The 18,790-nt window shown below is 61.8% G+C and carries 17 protein-coding genes; 12 read left to right on the forward strand and 5 right to left on the reverse strand.

Annotation, left to right across the window (positions count from 1 at the left end; genetic code table 11):
• Positions 1 to 2 precede the first annotated feature (2 nt).
• The 12 genes from murD to mutT all read left to right on the forward strand — a co-directional run bounded on the left by murD (position 3) and on the right by mutT (position 14,890).
• Positions 3 to 1,286, forward strand: a complete 1,284-nt coding sequence (gene murD, locus AB5Y89_RS14125; protein ID WP_043154094.1) for a UDP-N-acetylmuramoyl-L-alanine--D-glutamate ligase — start codon at positions 3 to 5, stop codon at positions 1,284 to 1,286.
• Entirely contained in the window at positions 1,283 to 2,467 is a 1,185-nt protein-coding gene (ftsW, locus tag AB5Y89_RS14130) for a cell division protein FtsW (protein ID WP_043154095.1), read from the forward strand. The genes murD and ftsW overlap by 4 nt, the downstream gene beginning before the upstream one ends.
• Positions 2,464 to 3,531 carry an undecaprenyldiphospho-muramoylpentapeptide beta-N-acetylglucosaminyltransferase gene (gene murG / locus AB5Y89_RS14135; protein ID WP_109111847.1) on the forward strand — a complete coding sequence of 356 codons (1,068 nt, stop codon included), beginning with the start codon at positions 2,464 to 2,466 and terminating at the stop codon, positions 3,529 to 3,531. Before ftsW ends, murG begins: the two co-directional genes overlap by 4 nt.
• Before the next feature lie 110 nt (positions 3,532 to 3,641).
• Positions 3,642 to 5,096 carry a UDP-N-acetylmuramate--L-alanine ligase gene (gene murC / locus AB5Y89_RS14140; protein ID WP_045522161.1) on the forward strand — a complete coding sequence of 485 codons (1,455 nt, stop codon included), beginning with the start codon at positions 3,642 to 3,644 and terminating at the stop codon, positions 5,094 to 5,096.
• Positions 5,097 to 5,193: 97 nt separating this feature from the next.
• Complete coding sequence (locus tag AB5Y89_RS14145; protein WP_029314839.1) at positions 5,194 to 5,946, forward strand: cell division protein FtsQ/DivIB; 753 nt, start codon at positions 5,194 to 5,196, stop codon at positions 5,944 to 5,946.
• Entirely contained in the window at positions 5,927 to 7,186 is a 1,260-nt protein-coding gene (ftsA, locus tag AB5Y89_RS14150; RefSeq protein ID WP_010675832.1) for a cell division protein FtsA, read from the forward strand. The genes AB5Y89_RS14145 and ftsA overlap by 20 nt, the downstream gene beginning before the upstream one ends.
• Positions 7,187 to 7,225: 39 nt before the next feature.
• A complete protein-coding gene (ftsZ, locus tag AB5Y89_RS14155; RefSeq protein ID WP_005305686.1) occupies positions 7,226 to 8,377 on the forward strand; it encodes a cell division protein FtsZ in 1,152 nt (383 codons plus the stop codon).
• Between the two features lie 102 nt (positions 8,378 to 8,479).
• Positions 8,480 to 9,403 carry a UDP-3-O-acyl-N-acetylglucosamine deacetylase gene (gene lpxC / locus AB5Y89_RS14160; RefSeq protein WP_010675831.1) on the forward strand — a complete coding sequence of 308 codons (924 nt, stop codon included), beginning with the start codon at positions 8,480 to 8,482 and terminating at the stop codon, positions 9,401 to 9,403.
• A 140-nt stretch (positions 9,404 to 9,543) separates the two neighbouring features.
• Positions 9,544 to 10,449, forward strand: coding sequence for a M23 family metallopeptidase (locus AB5Y89_RS14165; RefSeq protein WP_039040495.1), 906 nt, complete (start codon positions 9,544 to 9,546; stop codon positions 10,447 to 10,449).
• 57 nt (positions 10,450 to 10,506) lie between these two features.
• Complete coding sequence (gene secA, locus AB5Y89_RS14170) at positions 10,507 to 13,227, forward strand: preprotein translocase subunit SecA (RefSeq protein WP_201985188.1); 2,721 nt, start codon at positions 10,507 to 10,509, stop codon at positions 13,225 to 13,227.
• 65 nt (positions 13,228 to 13,292) lie between these two features.
• Positions 13,293 to 14,477, forward strand: a complete 1,185-nt coding sequence (locus tag AB5Y89_RS14175) for a tetratricopeptide repeat protein (protein WP_368224010.1) — start codon at positions 13,293 to 13,295, stop codon at positions 14,475 to 14,477.
• A gap of 8 nt (positions 14,478 to 14,485) precedes the next feature.
• On the forward strand, positions 14,486 to 14,890 hold the full coding sequence (mutT, locus tag AB5Y89_RS14180) for an 8-oxo-dGTP diphosphatase MutT (protein ID WP_171864957.1): 405 nt from the start codon (positions 14,486 to 14,488) through the stop codon (positions 14,888 to 14,890).
• Between the two features lie 57 nt (positions 14,891 to 14,947).
• Here the strand turns inward: mutT and yacG are convergent, their stop codons facing one another.
• The 5 genes from yacG to AB5Y89_RS14205 all read right to left on the reverse strand — a co-directional run bounded on the left by yacG (position 14,948) and on the right by AB5Y89_RS14205 (position 18,740).
• Entirely contained in the window at positions 14,948 to 15,142 is a 195-nt protein-coding gene (yacG, locus tag AB5Y89_RS14185; protein WP_039040499.1) for a DNA gyrase inhibitor YacG, read from the reverse strand.
• Positions 15,143 to 15,152: 10 nt separating this feature from the next.
• Entirely contained in the window at positions 15,153 to 15,875 is a 723-nt protein-coding gene (gene zapD / locus AB5Y89_RS14190; protein WP_010675825.1) for a cell division protein ZapD, read from the reverse strand.
• 37 nt (positions 15,876 to 15,912) lie between these two features.
• Positions 15,913 to 16,527: a dephospho-CoA kinase gene (gene coaE, locus AB5Y89_RS14195; protein WP_180911330.1), complete on the reverse strand. Its 615-nt coding sequence runs from the start codon at positions 16,525 to 16,527 to the stop codon at positions 15,913 to 15,915.
• Between the two features lie 18 nt (positions 16,528 to 16,545).
• Positions 16,546 to 17,421, reverse strand: a complete 876-nt coding sequence (locus AB5Y89_RS14200) for an A24 family peptidase (protein WP_043154107.1) — start codon at positions 17,419 to 17,421, stop codon at positions 16,546 to 16,548.
• A gap of 77 nt (positions 17,422 to 17,498) precedes the next feature.
• Positions 17,499 to 18,740, reverse strand: coding sequence for a type II secretion system F family protein (locus tag AB5Y89_RS14205; protein WP_010675822.1), 1,242 nt, complete (start codon positions 18,738 to 18,740; stop codon positions 17,499 to 17,501).
• Between the last annotated feature and the right edge of the window lie 50 nt (positions 18,741 to 18,790).

Consider the following 18,790-nt stretch of genomic DNA (forward strand, 5'->3'; position numbering starts at 1 on the left):
CCATGGTCATCATCATCGGACTCGGCAAAACCGGACTCTCCTGCGTCGATTACTTCCTCGACCGCGGCGTCACGCCGCTGGTGATGGACACCCGTGCCAACCCGCCGGGCAAGGACGAGCTTCCCCCCGAGGTGGAGCTCATCCACGGGCTGGACGCGGAGCGGCTCAAGCAGGCGCACATGATAGTGGCCAGCCCGGGCATCGCCCTGGCGACTCCGGAGTTGAAGGCCGCCGCCGAGTTCGGGGTGCGCATCGTCGGTGACATCGAACTGTTCGTGCGTGAAACCCAGACGCCCGTCATCGCCATCACCGGCTCCAACGGCAAGAGCACGGTCACCACTCTGGTGGGTGAGATGATCGCCGAGGCGGGACTCAAGGTCGGTGTGGGGGGCAATATTGGCACCCCGGCGCTGTCACTCCTCAAGCAGCCCATGGATCTCTGCGTGCTGGAGCTCTCCAGCTTCCAGCTCGAGACCACCTACAGCCTGCGGGCCGCCGCCTCCGTGGTCTTGAACCTCAGTGAAGATCATATGGATCGCTATGCCGGCATGGCGGATTACCGCGCCGCCAAGATGGAGATCCATCAGCACTCCCAGCACATCCTGATCAATCGCGACGATCCCCAGACCCTGCCCGATGTGGGTCAGGTTTGGCAGAGTTTCGGCCTCGACTGCAACGGCTACGGTCGCTGCGAGCTGGAGGGCCGTCACTGGCTGACTTTGCACGGCGAGCCGCTCCTGGCGGTGGACGAGATGAAGATAGTGGGTGCCCACAACCAGGCCAATGCCCTGGCGGCCATGGCCCTGTGCGATGCGGTGGGCATTCCCCGCGAGGCACAACTTGCCGTGCTGCGCCGCTTTGAAGGCCTGCCTCACCGTGCCCGCTTCGTGCGGGAGGTAAATGGGGTGCGCTGGATCAACGACTCCAAGGCCACCAACGTGGGGGCGACCCTGGCCGCCGTGGCCGGGGTGCGTGAAGCGGTCAAAGGCCGCCTGCTGCTGCTGGCCGGTGGCCAGGGCAAGGGGCAGGACTTCGGCCCGGTGCAGGCGCTGCTCGGCAGCCAGATCGATCACATGTACTGCTTTGGTCAGGATGCCGAGGTGCTGCTGGCCCTGGGCGAACAGACCGAGCGGGTTGCCGATCTTGACGCTGCTGTCGCCAAGGCGGCGACCGATGCCAGGCCCGGTGACTGGGTGCTGCTGGCACCGGCCTGCGCGAGCCTGGACCAGTTCAAATCCTTTGAAGCGCGCGGCGATCGCTTCACCGAACTGGTGCTGGCACTATGAACGCCCTTCGCGCCGTCGCAGGATTCTTGCAGCGCTGGTTGCTACCGGCGCGCCCCGCCGGTCTCTACGATCGGCAGCTGGTGGTACTGGCTCTCGCCCTGATGGGCGTCGGGCTGGTGATAGTGGCGTCCGCTTCCATTCCTGAGGGGATCGCCATCAACAACGATCCCTTCATGTTCGTGAAGCGCCACGGCATGTTCCTGGTGATGGCGCTGGGTATCTCCTGGTTCGTGTTGCAGGTACCCATGGCACGCTGGCAGCACTACAACGGCCCCATGTTGTTGCTGGCCATCGTGCTGCTGGTGATGGTGTTGCTGGTGGGTCGCAGCGTCAACGGTTCGGTACGCTGGCTGCCGCTGGGCCCCTTCAACCTGCAGCCGGCCGAGTTCGGCAAGCTGGCGCTGTTCGTCTATCTGGCGGGCTATCTGGTGCGCCGCCAGAGCGAGGTGCGCGAACGCTTCATCGGTTTCATGAAACCCATGGCGGTGCTGTTCGTGGTGGCCATCCTGCTGCTGGCTCAGCCGGATCTCGGGTCAGTGGTGGTGATGTTCGTCACCTCCCTCGGGATGCTGTTCCTGGCCGGTGCCCGGCTGGTGCAGTTCATCGGTCTCATCCTGGTGGGGGTGAGCGCCGTGGTGACCCTGATCATCGCGGAGCCCTACCGGATGCGGCGGGTGACCTCCTTCCTCGACCCCTGGGCCGATCCCTTTGGCAGCGGCTATCAGCTGACCCAGTCCCTGATGGCCTTTGGTCGGGGGAGCTGGTTTGGTGAGGGGCTCGGCAACTCCATCCAGAAGATGGAGTACCTGCCGGAGGCCCACACCGACTTCGTGTTCGCCATTCTGGGCGAAGAGCTGGGCTACGTGGGGGTGCTTGGCGCACTCTTCCTGATTTTTGCGCTGGCGGTGAAGGCGCTCAAGCTGGGTCACCAGGCGCTGGTGGCCGAGCGGCTCTATGAAGGTTATCTGGCCATCGGCATCGGCATCTGGTTCAGTTTCCAGACTTTCGTCAACGTCGGTGCCGCCAGCGGCATGATGCCGACCAAGGGGCTGACCCTGCCGCTGGTCAGTTATGGCGGCTCCAGTCTCATCATCATGATGGTGGCGGTGAGCATGTTGATTCGTATCGATTTCGAGTTGCGCCAGGCGAGTGCCCAGGCGCGCGTGCGGGAGGTTGCGTGAGCAAGACGTTACTGGTGATGGCGGGTGGTACCGGGGGCCATGTGTTCCCCGGCCTGGCCGTCGCCGATCGCCTCAAGGCCCAGGGCTGGACCATCCACTGGCTCGGCACTGCCGACCGGATGGAGGCGGAGCTGGTGCCTGCCCATGGTTATCCCATCTCCTTCATCGACATCCAGGGGGTGCGTGGCAACGGCATCAAGCGGCTGCTCGCGGCGCCCTACCGTGTCATCAAATCCGTGCTGCAGGCCCGCCAGGTGCTCAAGACCATCCAGCCCGATGTGGTGCTGGGCATGGGGGGCTTCGCCTCCGGCCCGGGTGGCGTGGCCGCCTGGCTGTCCGGCATTCCGCTGCTGCTGCACGAGCAGAATGCCGCCGCCGGCCTGACCAACAAGCTGCTGGCCCGTATCGCCAGGCGGGTACTGATGGCCTTCCCCGGTGCCTTCGCCCCCAATGCCCGTACCGCCGTGGTGGGCAACCCGGTGCGCCCCGAGGTGGTAGCGCTGCCGGATCCCCAACTGCGCAGCAGCAGCGATCCTCTGCGCCTGCTTGTGGTCGGTGGCAGCCTGGGGGCCCGGGTCCTCAACGAGCAGGTGCCTCCTGCGGTTGCAGCTGCCGGTGTGCCCATCGAGGTGCGTCACCAGTGCGGCAAGGGCAATGGGGAGGTCGTGGCTGCCTCCTATGCCGGGCTGGGGGTCGAGGCCGAGGTGAGTGAATTTATCAAGGACATGGCGGATGCCTATGCCTGGGCTGACCTGGTGGTGTGCCGCGCCGGCGCATTGACCGTCTCCGAAGTGGCCGCTGCCGGTGTGGCCGCCATCTTCGTGCCCCTGCCCCATGCGGTGGACGATCACCAGACCCGCAACGCCCTGACCCTGGTCGACGGTGGAGCGGCCGAGTTCCTGCCCCAGTCCGAGCTGACACCGGCGGCGCTGGCGTCGCGTCTATCCTGGCTCGCCGGGCGCAGGGAAACCCTGTTGAACATGGCCCAGGCCGCGCGCCGGGTCGCCATCATCGATGCTGCCGAACGGGTTGCCGATGAGTGCAAACGGCTCGCCACCGGCTGAGCCAAACGAGATGGAAGGCCAAGATGTGCCGCCAAGGCCCCGCTTCTGTCTTCGAACTGATGAATGTCGCCGAATGAAAATGGCCTGTGGCCGCGAATTGAGAAAGAACTATGACCAAGGTTGAACTGGCAAAACTGCGTACCGTTATCCCCGAAATGCGCCGCGTGCGTCGCATCCACTTCATCGGCATCGGTGGCGCCGGTATGGGCGGTATTGCGGAAGTGCTTGCCAATGAAGGGTATCAGGTGACCGGCTCGGATCTGGCCCGCAACGGGGTGACCGAACGCCTGGCCTCTTTGGGCGCACACATTTTTGTCGGTCACAGTGCCGAGCATGTGGACGGTGCCAGCGTGGTGGTGGTTTCCACCGCCATCAAGCAGGACAACCCCGAGCTGCTGGCTGCCCGCGAGCTGCGTATTCCCGTGGTGCGCCGCGCCGAAATGCTGGCTGAGCTGATGCGCTTCCGTCACGGCATCGCCATTGCCGGGACCCACGGCAAGACTACCACCACCAGTCTGGTGGCGAGCATCTATGCCGAGGCGGATCGCGACCCCACCTTCGTCATCGGTGGTCTGCTCAACAGCGCCGGCACCAATGCCCGCCTGGGCAGCAGCCGTTATCTGATTGCCGAGGCGGACGAGAGCGACGCCTCCTTCCTGCATCTGCAACCCATGGTCTCCATCGTGACCAATATCGAAGCTGATCACATGGACACCTATGGTGGCGATTTCTCCAGGTTGAAGGCCACCTTCATCGATTTCCTGCACAACCTGCCGTTCTACGGCCTGGCCGTGGTGTGCGTGGATGACCCCGTGATCCGCGCCATGCTGCCGGAGATCGCCCGTCCCACCCTCACCTACGGTCTGAGCGATGATGCCGATGTGCAGGTGCTGGACTTCGTGCAGACCAGCAATCGCAGCCGTTTCCGGGTGCGCCGTGCAGGGGCGGGTGAGCTGGAGGTGACCCTGAATCTGCCGGGCATCCACAACGCCCTCAACGCCGCCGCCGCCATTGCGGTGGCAACCGAAGACGGCATCGGCGACGAGGCCATCATCCAGGCACTTTCCAAGTTTGAAGGGGTGGGGCGCCGCTTCCAGCAATATGGCGAGTTTGAAACCGGCCGTGGCAAGGCCATGCTGGTGGACGATTACGGTCATCACCCGAGCGAAGTGAAGGTGACCATCAACGCCGCTCGCGCCGGCTGGCCCGAGAAGCGGCTGGTGATGGTGTTCCAGCCGCACCGCTACAGCCGGACCCGGGATCTCTACGAAGATTTCGCGGATGTGCTTTCCAAGGTGGACGTGCTGGTGATGCTGGAGGTCTATGCCGCCGGTGAGGAGCCCATTCCCGGTGCCGATGGCCGTGCCTTGTGCCGTTCCATCCGCTCCCGCGGCACCCTGGAGCCCATCTTTGTCGCAACGCCGGACGATGTGCCCGCGGTGCTGGCCGACCTGATTGGCGAGGGGGATCTGGTATTGACCCAGGGGGCGGGTAACGTCGGTGCGCTGGCCCGTCGTCTCGGCGAGATGAAATTGAGCGTGGATAGCATGAAATCCGGTGCCTGAGGGCCCAATGAGTATTTTGACCGCCAAGCCGAGGCCTATATAATGGCGAACCGGTCTGCAAGTGACCGGCATGGCGCGTTTTACGGGGATCGATCGGGTGGAGGCAAGGGCACAAGGGCGCACCAAGGGGGGCTTCATCGCCGGGGTGGCATTTTTCATCCTGGTCATGTGGGGGCTCTACCAGACTGCGCTGGATGTTAAAGACTGGCTGACGGATGCCAGTCGGTTGCCCATGAGCGAGCTGTTGCTGCAGGGGCAACACGAATATTTGAAGGCCGATGAGTTGCGTGCTGCCGTGCTGGATGGTGCCGAACTTCGCAACTTCTTCGAGCTGGATGTGAACGAATTGCAGGCGCGTCTGAACGCTCTGCCCTGGGTGGCCCAGGTCTCGGTACGAAAGAAGTGGCCGAACAAGATCAAGGTCTATCTCACGGAACAGGATGTGGCGGCTCGCTGGAACGGCAACCGCTTCGTCAACACCAAGGGTGAGGTATTCAGTGCCCCGGACAGGGTGAAGAAGCCCCTGATGCAGTTGTCCGGGCCCGATGATCAGGCCGCCAAGGTGCTGGAAGCCAGCCATCAGTACGAAACGCTGCTGGCGGCCAAGGGATACAAGTTGCTGGGGGTGAATCTGACCCCCCGCCATGCCTGGGAACTGACCCTGGATGGCAACATTCAGCTGTTTGTGGGGCGCTCGGATATCGCGCTTCGTCTGCAGCGGTTTATCGATGCCTTTCCGGTCATCGAGCCCCGTGAGCGGGTTGCTTACGTGGATCTTCGATACGACACCGGGATGGCAGTTGGCTGGAAGAAAAGCGAAGAGAAAGTGAATGACCAACACCGCAGATAGAAATTTGATTGTCGGACTGGATATCGGCACGACCAAGGTGGCGGTACTGGTTGGCGAAGTATTGCCTGATGGCGAACTCAATGTCATCGGCATGGGCAGCCACGCTTCTCGCGGTATGGAGAAGGGCGGGGTCAATGACCTCGACTCCGTGGTCAAGTCCCTGCGCCGCGCGGTGGAAGAGGCCGAGATGATGGCAGACTGCCAGATCAGTTCCGTCTATCTGGGGCTGTCCGGCAAGCACATCGATTGCCGCAACGAGACCGGCATGGTGCCCATCTCCGACGAAGAGGTGACCCAGGAGGATGTGGACAACGTCATCCACACCGCCAAGTCGGTGCGGTTGTCGGACGAGCTGCGGGTGCTGCACGTGCTGCCCCAGGAGTTCGCCATCGACTATCAGGAAGGGATCAAGAACCCGGTCGGCCTCTCCGGCGTGCGGATGGCAGCCAAGGTGCATCTCATCACCTGCCACAACGACATGGCGCGCAACATCGAGAAGTGTGTGGAGAAGGTGGGTCTGCGGGTGGATCAGCTGATCTTCTCCGCCCTGGCCTCCAGCTACGCCGTGCTGACCGAAGACGAGAAGGAGCTGGGTGTCTGCGTGGTGGACATCGGTGGCGGCACCATGGACATGTCGCTCTTTACCGGCGGTGCCCTGCGTCACACCAAGGTGATTCCCTATGCGGGCAGCACGGTGACCAGCGACATCGCCTATGCCTTCGGCACGCCGCCGCTGGATGCGGAAGCGATCAAGGTGCGCTATGGCTGTGCCCTCGGCCGCCTGGTCAGCAAGGAAGACAATATCGAAGTGCCCAGTGTCGGCGGTCGCCCGGCGCGCAGCCTGCAGCGGCAGACACTGGCGGAAGTGATTGAACCCCGTTACACCGAGTTGCTCTCCATGGTGAATGACGAGCTGGTGCGGGTGCAGAGCGAATTGAAGGCACAGGGGGTCAAGCATCAGCTGGCCGCCGGTGTGGTCTTGACCGGTGGCGCGGCCCAGATCGAAGGCATTGTGGAGTGCGCAGAGCAGATCTTCCAGAGCCAGGTCCGGGTGGGCGAGCCCATGAATATCCGGGGATTGAGTGACTACGTACAGGCACCGGTGTACTCGACTGCGGTCGGGTTGTTGCAGTACGGCCGCACCAACCAATCCACCGGCAGTAACAAGGAATATGCCGCCAAGGCAAGCGTAGGTGGGCTGGTCAAACGGGTCAGCAACTGGTTGCGTGGCGAGTTCTAAAGATTTTGCTGAGTCAGGCAAATAAAGCGGAGAGACAACATGTTTGAATTTATGGATAGCCACACTGACGAAGCCGTCATCAAGGTGATAGGTGTGGGTGGCGGCGGCGGCAACGCAGTCGAGCACATGGTTCGTCAAAACATCGAAGGTGTCGAATTCATCACCGTGAACACCGACGCCCAGGCACTGCGCAACTCCAGTGCCAATACCACCTTGCAGATCGGCGGTGGCATCACCAAGGGGCTGGGTGCCGGGGCCAACCCGGAAGTGGGTCGTGACGCCGCCATGGAAGACAGGGAAGCGCTGCGCGAGCTGCTGACCGGTTCCGACATGGTGTTCATCGCTGCCGGCATGGGTGGTGGTACTGGTACAGGTGCTGCACCGATCGTGGCCGAAGTGGCCCGCGAGATGGGTATCCTGACCGTTGCCGTCGTGACCAAGCCGTTCTCCTTCGAAGGGAAGAAGCGGATGGGCTTCGCCGCTCACGGCATCGAAGAGCTCTCCAAGAACGTCGACTCCCTGATCACCATCCCCAACGATAAGTTGCTGAAGGTGCTGGGTCGCGGCATCTCCCTGCTGGACGCCTTCAAGGCGGCCAACGACGTGCTGCTGGGTGCAGTACAGGGCATCGCCGAGCTGATCACCCGCCCGGGCCTCATCAACGTCGACTTCGCGGACGTACGTACCGTGATGCGCGAGATGGGTACCGCCATGATGGGTACCGGCTCAGCCTCCGGTGACGACCGTGCCGAAGAAGCGGCCGAGAAGGCCATCTCCAGCCCGCTGCTGGAAGACGTGGATCTGGCCGGTGCCCGTGGCATCCTGGTCAACATCACGGCCGGCATGGACATGACCATCGAAGAGTTCGAGACCGTGGGTAACGCGGTCAAGGCCTTCGCGTCCGAGAACGCCACCGTGGTGGTGGGTACCGTAATCGATCCGGAAATGCACGACGAACTGCGCGTTACCGTAGTAGCGACCGGTATCGGTGCCGAGCGCAAGCCCGACATCACCCTGGTCAAGAACAACATGGTTCAAGAGCGTCCGGCCCGTCAGCCCCTGATCAGCGAAGCCCTGCAGTCTCGCGTGATGGAAGAGGCCCCGGCCAAGGTGGTGAACGCCGAGCCGCAAGCTCGTCGCGAACCGGATTATCTCGATATTCCTGCGTTCCTGCGCAAGCAGGCAGACTAAGCCTCTGATGGCTCTGGTTTGTTTGTTGCTTAAGGATTGTGCTAAGATGGCCCGGCAACGACCATCTGGTCAGGAATTTGAGCTGTTAAAGCGGATACGCCCATGATTAGACAAAGAACCTTGAAAACGAGTGTCCAGGCCACCGGTGTGGGCCTGCATTCGGGCCGGAAAGTCACTATGACGTTCCGTCCGGCGCCTGTTAACACAGGGATCGTTTACTTGCGTACCGATCTGAATCCTGTGGTCGCGCTGCCAGCCAACGCCGATCAGGTGCGTGATACCGTGCTTTGTACCGCTCTGGTGAACGAAGCCGGTGTTCGCGTGTCGACCATCGAACACCTGTCTGCCGCTCTGGCCGGGATGGGCATCGACAACCTCTATGTCGAGGTTGATGCCCCCGAGATCCCGGTAATGGACGGCAGTGCGCATCCGTTCATCTATCTGCTGCAGGAAGTGGGTATTCGTGAACAGAACGCACCTAAGCAGTTCGTGCGGATCAAGCAGAGCATCCGGGTTGAAGACGGCGACAAGTGGGCGGAATTCCACCCCTACCGCAACGGCTTCAAGATGGATCTCGAGATCGATTTCCAGCATCCGGTGTTTGAAGGCCGCAACCAGCGTTGCGTGCTGGACTTCTCCGGCAGCTCCTTCGTGAAAGAGATCAGCCGTGCCCGTACCTTCGGCTTCATGCGTGACATCGAGTACCTGCGTTCCCAGAACCTGGCACTGGGCGGCAGCCTGGAAAACGCCGTGGTGCTGGATGACTACCGGGTGCTGAACGAAGATGGTCTGCGCTACGAAGACGAGTTCGTGAAGCACAAGATGCTGGATGCCATCGGCGATCTGTACATGTGCAATCGCAGTATCATCGGTGAATTCCGTGCCTACAAGACGGGCCATGCCCTGAACAACAAGCTGCTGCGTGCCCTGCTGGCCCAGCAGGAGGCCTGGGAACTGGTGACCTTCGAGGGTGAGGGCGACAAAGCGCCTATCGCTTACTACGACAACGGTCTGGTTCTGGCCTGATAGCTGTGCAACAGGACGTCGGTCATCTCTCCGCACCGACGTCCTGTCATTTGTTTATTCCATCCTTTAATACCGATTATCTCCCGGTTTTATTGCCCGTGCAGGCCCTTGGCCTCACCTGACCGAGAAGACAGATTTCTATGAGCATTACCCTGATCCTCCACGGTAAGCAGCGCCGCAGGTTGCACTTACCCAAACAACGTCTGGCCTGGGTCGGCGGTATTCTCTTCACTGTATTGGCCTTGGGGGGCGGCTGGCTCTGGCAGAGCTGGCAGCAGAAAATGGAGGCGCTGGAAGTGGCGCTGACCCTGGCGCAGCAGCAAAAATCCACGCAAGGGGCCGATGAAGCCCGCGAACAGCTTGCCATGCTGGCCGCCCAGGTGGGCACCATGCAGGGACAACTTGGTCGCCTCAACGCCCTCGGCGAGCGCCTGACCGAGAAGGCGGACCTCGATCCCGAGGAGTTCAACTTCAAGGAGCTACCCCCGATGGGCGGCCCTTCCTACGATGCAGACCTGGAAGTCAGCCTGGGTGAACTGCAAGATTCCATGGAACACCTCAGCCGTCAGCTCAGCAGCCGCGAAGAACAGCTGTCGGTACTTGAATCCTTCATCATGAACCACCATATCACCGATGCGGGTTTCATCCCCGGCTCACCGGTCAAGCAGGAGCGTGTCTGGATCTCCTCCGGTTTCGGTGGGCGGGTCGATCCGTTCAACGGTCGCGCCAAAATGCACAAAGGGGTGGATTTCCGCGGCAGGCCCGGCACCCCCATCCTGGCGACAGGCAAGGGGATTGTCAGCTGGGCGGGGCGCCATCCGGAGTTTGGCAACATGGTGGAGATTGACCATGGCAATGGTCTGGTCACCCGCTATGCCCACAATTCCAAGTTGCTGGTGGATGTGGGCACCCTGGTCGATGAGGGCCAGAAGATTGCCCTGATGGGGCGAACCGGTCGTGCAACCGGAGTTCATTTGCATTACGAAGTGTTGAAAGATGGTCGTCAGGTCAACCCCGCGCGCTTTCTGAATGCCAGACGGGGTTAGGTTTTTTCTTCAGGTTCCAGTGACGGAACGCTTATATAACCAAAACAGTTGGTACCCATGATTAGCACACTGCTCACCAAGATTATCGGCAGCCGGAACGACAGAACGCTCAAGGCTTTGCGCAAAATTGTAAAACAAATCAATGCGATGGAGCCTCAATTCGAGGCACTGTCCGATCAGGAACTGCAGGCGAAGACCGCCGAGTACCGTCAGCGTCTGGAGCAGGGCGAAACACTGGAGCAGTTGCTGCCGGAAGCGTTCGCCACCGTCCGTGAAGCCTCCCGCCGTGTGTTCGGCATGCGTCACTTCGACGTCCAGCTGATCGGCGGCATGGTGCTGAACTCCAACCGCATTGCCGAAATGAAGACAGGTGAAGGTAAAACCCTGACGGCCACCCTGCCGGCCTACCTGAACGCCCTGACCGGCCGCGGTGTGCACGTCGTGACGGTGAACGACTATCTGGCCAAGCGTGATGCGGAAGCCAACCGCCCGCTGTTCGCCTTCCTCGGCATGACGGTGGACTGCAACGTGCCCGGTATGGATGCGTCCCAGAAGCGCGATGCCTACGCTGCCGACATTACCTACGGTACCAACAACGAATTCGGTTTCGACTACCTGCGCGACAACATGGCATTCTCGCCGGAGCAGCGCGTACAGCGTCCGCTCAACTACGCGCTGGTGGATGAGGTGGACTCGGTGCTCATCGATGAAGCTCGTACTCCGCTCATCATCTCCGGTCCGGCGGAAGACAGCTCCGCCATGTACACCCAGATCAACAAGTTGATCCCCCTGCTGGTCAAGCAGGACAAGGAAGACTCCGAGGAGTACACCGGCGACGGCCACTACACAGTGGACGAGAAGAACCGCCAGGCGCTGCTGACCGAAAACGGCCAGATCTTCGTGGAAGAGCTGCTCAAGAAAGAGGGACTGCTGGCCGAGGATGACTCCCTGTTCTCCGCCACCAACATCAGCCTGCTGCATCACGTCAATGCCGGCCTGCGTGCGCACACCCTGTTCGAGCGCAACGTCGACTATATCGTCCAGAAGGACGAGATCGTCATCGTCGACGAGCACACCGGTCGCACCATGCCGGGTCGTCGCTGGTCAGACGGTCTGCACCAGGCGGTCGAGGCGAAGGAAGGGGTCAAGATCCAGAACGAGAACCAGACCCTGGCCTCCATCACCTTCCAGAACTACTTCCGTCTGTACGACAAGCTGGCGGGCATGACCGGTACTGCGGATACCGAAGCCTTTGAATTCCAGCAGATCTATGGCCTGGATACCGTGGTCATCCCGACCAACAAGCCGATGGTGCGCAAGGACATGGGTGATCTCGTCTACCTGACCGCCCAGGAGAAATACGCGGCCATCGTGCAGGACATCCGCGAGTGCGTGAAGCGCGGCCAGCCCGTGCTGGTCGGTACCGTCTCCATCGAGAACTCCGAGCTGCTCTCCGGCATCCTGACCAAGGAAAATATCCCGCACAAGGTACTGAACGCCAAGTTCCATGCCATGGAAGCGGAGATCGTCGCCCAGGCCGGCCAGACCGGCGCCGTCACCATCGCCACCAACATGGCCGGTCGTGGTACCGACATCGTGCTGGGCGGCAACTGGCAGGCGGAGATCGCCCAGCTGGAAAACCCGTCAAGCGAGCAGATTGCCGAGCTGAAAGCGGCCTGGCAGGTGCGTCATGACGAAGTGCTGGCGGCCGGTGGCCTGCACATCATCGGTACCGAGCGTCACGAATCCCGTCGTATCGACAACCAGCTGCGCGGCCGTTCCGGTCGTCAGGGTGATCCGGGTTCCTCCCGCTTCTACCTCTCCATGGAAGACACCCTGATGCGGATCTTCGCCTCCGACCGCGTGACCGGCATGATGAAGAAGCTGGGTATGGAAGAGGGCGAGGCCATCGAGCATCCCTGGGTAACCAAGGCCATCGAGAATGCCCAGCGCAAGGTGGAAGGTCGCAACTTCGACATCCGTAAAAACCTGCTCGAGTTCGACGACGTGGCCAACGATCAGCGCAAGGTGGTCTACGAGCAGCGCAACGAACTGCTGGACACCAACGACATCTCCGAGACCATTCACGTCATCCGTGACGACGTCTACGGCGCCATCATCGACGAGTACATCCCGCCCCAGTCCCTGGAAGAGATGTGGGACGTGCCGGGTCTGGAAGCGCGTCTGAAGTCCGATTTCGCCCTGGATCTGCCGCTGCAGCAGTGGCTGGCGGAAGACGACAAGCTGTATGAAGAGAAGCTGCGCGAACGCATCCTGGATGAAGCCACCAAGCTCTATGCCCACAAGGAAGAGCTGGTCGGCAAGGAGGTGCTGCGCAACTTCGAGAAGGCGGTGATGCTGCAAACGCTGGATGGTCTGTGGAAGGAGCACCTGGCGGCCATGGATCACCTGCGCCAGGGCATCCATCTGCGCGGCTACGCCCAGAAGAACCCCAAGCAGGAGTACAAGCGCGAATCCTTCGATCTGTTCACCCAGATGCTGGAGACCCTCAAGCGCGACGTGGTCAGCATCCTGAGCCGGGTACAAGTGCAGGAGCGGGATGTGGAGGCGATGGAAGAGCAGCAGCGCCAGCAGGCCGAAGCCGCTCCCCGTACCTACACCCATGCCACGGCCGACAACCAGCTGGCTGACGAGGATACGGGTGGGGCCGAGGGCCATACCACCTTCGTGCGCGACGAGCAGAAGATCGGGCGCAACGATCCCTGCCCCTGTGGTTCGGGTAAAAAATACAAGCACTGTCACGGTCAGCTGACCTGACACCCTGCCATGATGAATACACCGCCTCCGGGCGGTGTATTCATTTTCGGACCAAGGAGGGGACGATGAGCAGATCGCCGGCGGGATGGGATGGGGAGGCACATGGGCACTGGCTGCAGGAGAGACGCCAAGAGGCGATCCGTTGTGTGCTGAGCAGGCTGAACGCAGAGACGAACAAATCTGTTCCCCTGCAACTGCAGTTTGCCTATTACCTCTTTTTGTCCGGCGATCCCGCCTCGGCGGCACAAGTGCTGACGCTGGCGTACCGGTCCGCACCCGATAACACTGAGGTGCTGCGCAATCTCTGTGTCTGCCTCTCGCGCTCCGAACAACATGAGCGGGCCGTGATGCACCTAGTCGAACTGGTGCGGCGCGAGCCGGATGATTATCTGGTCCATGACGGGCTTTGCACTTCCCTTGCCAAGCTAGGACGCCATGAAGAAGCGGCACAAGCGGGAACCTGTGCCCTGACTCTCAAGGATGAGGCCGTCTCGCAGCCTGTCGCGGGGTGGGTGCTGCCGGCAGAGGGGCCGGATGACTGGCTCGCGGAGCAGGGGGAGAAGCAGGCAGTCATCGCCTTCTCCTTGTGGGGAGTACAGCCCCGCTATTTGCGGGGAGCGCTCGACAATGTGCTGGCCGCAGCCTACCTCTATCCGGGCTGGCGGGTGCGCTTTTATGTGGATGGCAGTGTCCCTCAGGGGTTTCTGGCCTGCCTGCAAGAACATGGCGCCGAGATAAAGGTGCAGCCCGATGGCCAATCCCAGCGTCAGCGCCTCTGCTGGCGCTTCCAGGTCGCCAATGATCCCGGAGTGGGGCGCTTTCTTGTGCGCGATGCGGACTCCGTGCTGAATCTGCGGGAGCGGCTTGCGGTCGATGACTGGCTTGCATCGGGGCGCTGGTTCCATATCATGCGTGACTGGTGGAGCCACACCGATCTGGTGCTGGCCGGCATGTGGGGCGGTGTGGCCGGTGTGCTGCCTCCCCTTGCGCCGCTGATGGCGAGCTATCAGCCCAGTACCATGGAAACACCGAACATCGACCAGTGGTTCTTGCGAGACTGTTTATGGCGCTATCTGCGCCAGAGCGCGCGGGTACACGATCGGTGTTTCACTCCGCCCGGTGCGGTGCCCTGGCCGCAGGTTGCGCCGCCGGGTAATGAGCATGTCGGGCAGGATCTCTTCAGGGCCCGGGGGGATCAGCAGGCCATTCGGCTTGCCCCCTGGATCGCCCGTTTGCCGTGTTTACGCTGAGGACAATGATGGAACAGAAGAAACGGATCTGGGTGGCGGTGGGCGTCATCGAGAACGAACGGGGCGATATCTTCATCGCCAAACGCTCAGCCGATCGCCATCAGGGGGATCGCTGGGAGTTTCCCGGTGGCAAGGTGGAGTCGGGGGAGGATCTGCTCACCGCGCTGGACAGGGAATTGTGGGAAGAGATTGGGATCCGGGTGCAGGATTGTGCCCCCTTCATGGAGCTGCACCACGATTACCCCGACAAGCAGGTCTTGCTGGATATCTGGAAGGTGACCCGCTTCCACGGCGAGCCCTTTGGCAAGGAGGGACAGGAGTGCCGCTGGGTGCCACTGGCCTCGCTGCACGAATACCGCTTCCCGGATGCCAACGGCCCCATCGTCGCGCGGTTGCAGGCCTCGCTAGCCTGAAAGGGAATCGATACCAACGAAAAAGGGCCTGAGGGCCCTTTTTTGATCGTGAAGTGTTTATTGCCAGGGATCGCCCTGTTCCGGGTCGGGTAGCAGATCCGGGTTGATCTCGCCCGGGATGCGCTTCTGTTCATCCGCCCACTCGCCGAGGTCGATCAGCTGGCAGCGCTTGCTGCAGAAGGGGCGAAACGGGCTCTGCGGGCCCCATTCGATCTCGCTCTGACAGGTCGGGCACTTTACCTTGGTCACCATGGGGCGCTCCTCAACAACAGGCGAGCTGGAAGGAAACGTCGCCTATCTGCTGTTCCGTCGTCGGCAGGAAGCGCAGGGCGAAGCGGTTCTTGTGGCCGCTCAGGGTCGGATAGCAGGGCTGGGTGCCCGCCAGACGGATGCGGATCAGTTCAGCCCCTTCGGCGGTATCCTGGAAGAAGCCGTTGGTGGCCACCTGGTCGCTGAAGTTGCCCGACTCGCGCCACAGGCGCAGCAACAGGGAGATGGCGTTCATCAGCAGGGTGATGTCACTCAGCCATTGCTGCATCTGCTGGTGGCGGGTGACGGCCGGGGTCGCCAGCCAGTGGTGCAGTTGCGGCACATCGAAGGCGCACAGACCACCCGGAATGGAGAAGCGCTGACGAATGGAGCCGAGCAGGCGATCCTCTTTCAGACGGGCGCCGGGGCGCGGGGAGTTCAGCAGGTTGCGGGAGAGCTGGGTACTCTCCTGCTGCATCCGCTGGATCTGCTCGAGATCGACGTCAGGCAGACTGGCCCAGTGGCTCAGGCGTTGGCCGAGGCGCTCCAGATCCTTGATGAGATCGGCACGCAGGTCACCACGCTCCAGCAACTCCTGCAAATCGAACAACCCCTTGAAGAAGGCGATATGTGCCCAGGACTGGTCACTCTCCAGATTGTCGCGGATCTGGGAAAACAGGGACTCCAGACGAAGATAGGTCCGGCTTTTTTCATTGAGGGGAAAATCGTAAATCATGCCTAATCCTGGCCAGCCATAAACCGGCCTAGTGTACTCACAGTTGGTGGGCTTGTTGAGAGGCAAATGCCAGATATGTCTGGTGCAGGGCAAAAATTCGCTGCCCGATGGTCTCACTCGTACCACTCTGGTTGTCCAGGACGTCGTCGGCCATCGCCAGGCGCTCGCTGCGGCTCGCCTGGGACGCCAGTATCGCCTGGGCCTGTTCCCGACTGACGCCATCGCGGCGGCAGGTTCGCTCGATTTGCGTCGCTTCGTCCACATCGATCACCAGTACCCTATCGGCGAGGGAAGTGAGCCTGTTTTCCACCAGCAAGGGGACGACCAGCAGGCAGTAGGGGGAGCGGGTTGCCGCACACTGGCGCAGCATCTCGCTGCGGATGAGGGGATGGAGCAGGGCATTGAGCCACTCCTTGGCCTGCGAGTCGGTGAAGATCCGCTCTCGCAGCCGGCGGCGATCGAGCTGGCCATCGGGGGCAACGACATCCGGGCCAAAATGGGCGGCGATGGCAGTCAGAGCAGGGGTGCCGGGCTCCACCACCTCACGGGCGATGATGTCCGCATCCACCACCTCGATGCCCAGCTCGGCAAAGCGGTTGGCAACCGTGGTCTTGCCGCTGCCGATTCCCCCAGTGATTGCGACTACATACATGGGTCAGAGATCCTTTTGCTAGAGCACGACATCAAGATACCAGCGGGTGATGCTATCGCCCCACAGCAGCGTTATCCAGCCCGCGATGGCGAGATAGGGGCCAAAGGGAATGGGTTTGCCCTGGTGGTGGTTGCGCAGCAGGATGAGACCGATGCCGATGATGGCGCCCGCCAGCGAAGAGAGCAGCAGCACGATGGGCAAGGCTTGCCAGCCGAGCCAGGCGCCCAGTGCCGCCAGCAGTTTGAAGTCGCCATAGCCCATCCCTTCCTTGCCGGTCAGCAGCTTGAAGGCCCAGTAGAGGCTCCAGAGCACCAGATAACCAGCCATGGCGCCGACCACCCCATCGGCCAGGGGCACGAAACCGCCCGCCAGATTGAACAGCAGGCCACCCCAGAGCAGGGGCAGGGTGAGCTGATCCGGCAAGAGCATCTTGTCCAGGTCGATGAAGGTCAGTGCGACCAATGTCCAGGTGAGCAACAGAGCGGCAAGGGTGCCCCAGCCGGGGGCAAGCGCGGCTGCTACCGAGACCGACAGTAGGGCGGTGAGCAGCTCAACCAGGGGATAGCGAGCCGAAATGGGGGCGTGGCAGTTGCGGCAGCGCCCCCTGAGCCATAGCCAGCTCAGCAGGGGAATGTTCTCCAACGCCCCTATGGGGTGGTCGCAGTGGGGGCAGCGGGAGCGAGGCACCATGAGGTTGTATCGTCCGGTTGCAGGAGGAGTCTCTTCACCGTCACCGAAATAGTCGCTGTATTCGGCATGCCAGGCCCGCTCCATCATGATGGGCAGGCGATGGATCACCACGTTCAGGAAGCTGCCCACCATCAGGGAGAAAAGGAAAATCAAGGAGAGATAGAGCCAGGGCAAGCCCTGGGCCAGTTCGATCAAAGGCACCATAGATCAATCGCTTGTGTCGGGAACGGGGATGACAGATGGCCGGGGGAAATGCACCGCCCGGCCCTCTGTCGAGGGGGTCAGTGTATCACAGAGCCCAGCTTGAAAATGGGAAGGTACATGGCCACGACCATGCCGCCGACCAGCACCCCGAGCACCACCATGATGATGGGTTCGAGCAGGCTGGTGAGGCCGTCGACCATGTCGTCCACTTCCTGTTCGAAAATGGCGGCGACCTTGGAGAGCATGTCGTCGATGGCGCCGGATTCCTCACCGATCATCACCATCTGGGTCACCATGTCGGGGAAAAGATCCACGGTGCGCATGGCGACGTTGATCTGCATGCCGGCCACCACCTCGTTGCGAATGGCCATGGTCGCAGTGCGATAGACATAGTTGCCCGATGCTCCGGCCGCCGAGACCAGGGCATCCACCAGTGGGATACCGGCGGAGAAGGTGGTGGAGAGGGTGCGGGCAAAACGGGCCATGGCAGCCTTGTGCAGTATGTTGCCCACCACGGGAATGGTGAGGATGAACTTGTCCGTGTTGTCCCTGACCTTCTGGGATTTTCGCCAGGCCCGCACATAGAGGAAGACGGCGAGAGCAGCGCCGCCAAAGATGGCGTACCACCACTCCTGCATAAAGCGGGAGATGGCGATGACGAACCGGGTAAAGGCGGGCAGCTCGGCACCGAAGCTCTTGAAGATATCCTCGAACTGGGGAATGACGAAGAGCAGCAGGATGGAGGTGACGACGATGGCCACCAGAATGACCATGGACGGATAGAACATGGCCTTCTTGATCTTGGATTTGAGGGCTTCGTTCTTCTCGCGGTAGATGGCGATACGGTCGTAGATGGTCTCCAGGGCACCGGATTGCTCCCCGGCCTCGACCAGGTCGCAATAGAGGTCGTCGAAGTGGCGAGGATGGCGGCGCAACGCCTCCGAGAGCGGGGTGCCTGTTTCCACATCGGCGGCGATCTGGCCGATGAGCTCGCGCACAGCCGCTTTCTCGTGGCCGCGAGCAATGATCTGAAGACTCTGCACCAGAGGCACGCCGGCGGAGAGCATGGTAGTGATCTGGCGGGAGATGACGGCGATGTCCATCGGCTTGATCTTGGCGCCGCCCTTGGAGAAGAGCCCCTGGCTCTGCTTGCTGACCCTGGTGACGTTGACGCCCTGCTTGCGCAGCTCGGCCTTGACGGTGGTGATGCTGTCGGCTTGCAGCTCGCCGGAGACCTTCTGTCCCTTGCGGTTGACACCGTGCCAGCGGTAGGAGAAGACTTTTTTCGGTGCGTTGCGTTTTTGAGCTAATGTGGCCATCACTGCATCCTGCAATTGGGCGACGGTGGCCGGATGCTGCTGCCTGTCCG

This window comes from Aeromonas sp. s4 (genome assembly GCF_040907855.1).
Taxonomy (GTDB): Bacteria; Pseudomonadota; Gammaproteobacteria; order Enterobacterales; family Aeromonadaceae; genus Aeromonas; species Aeromonas caviae.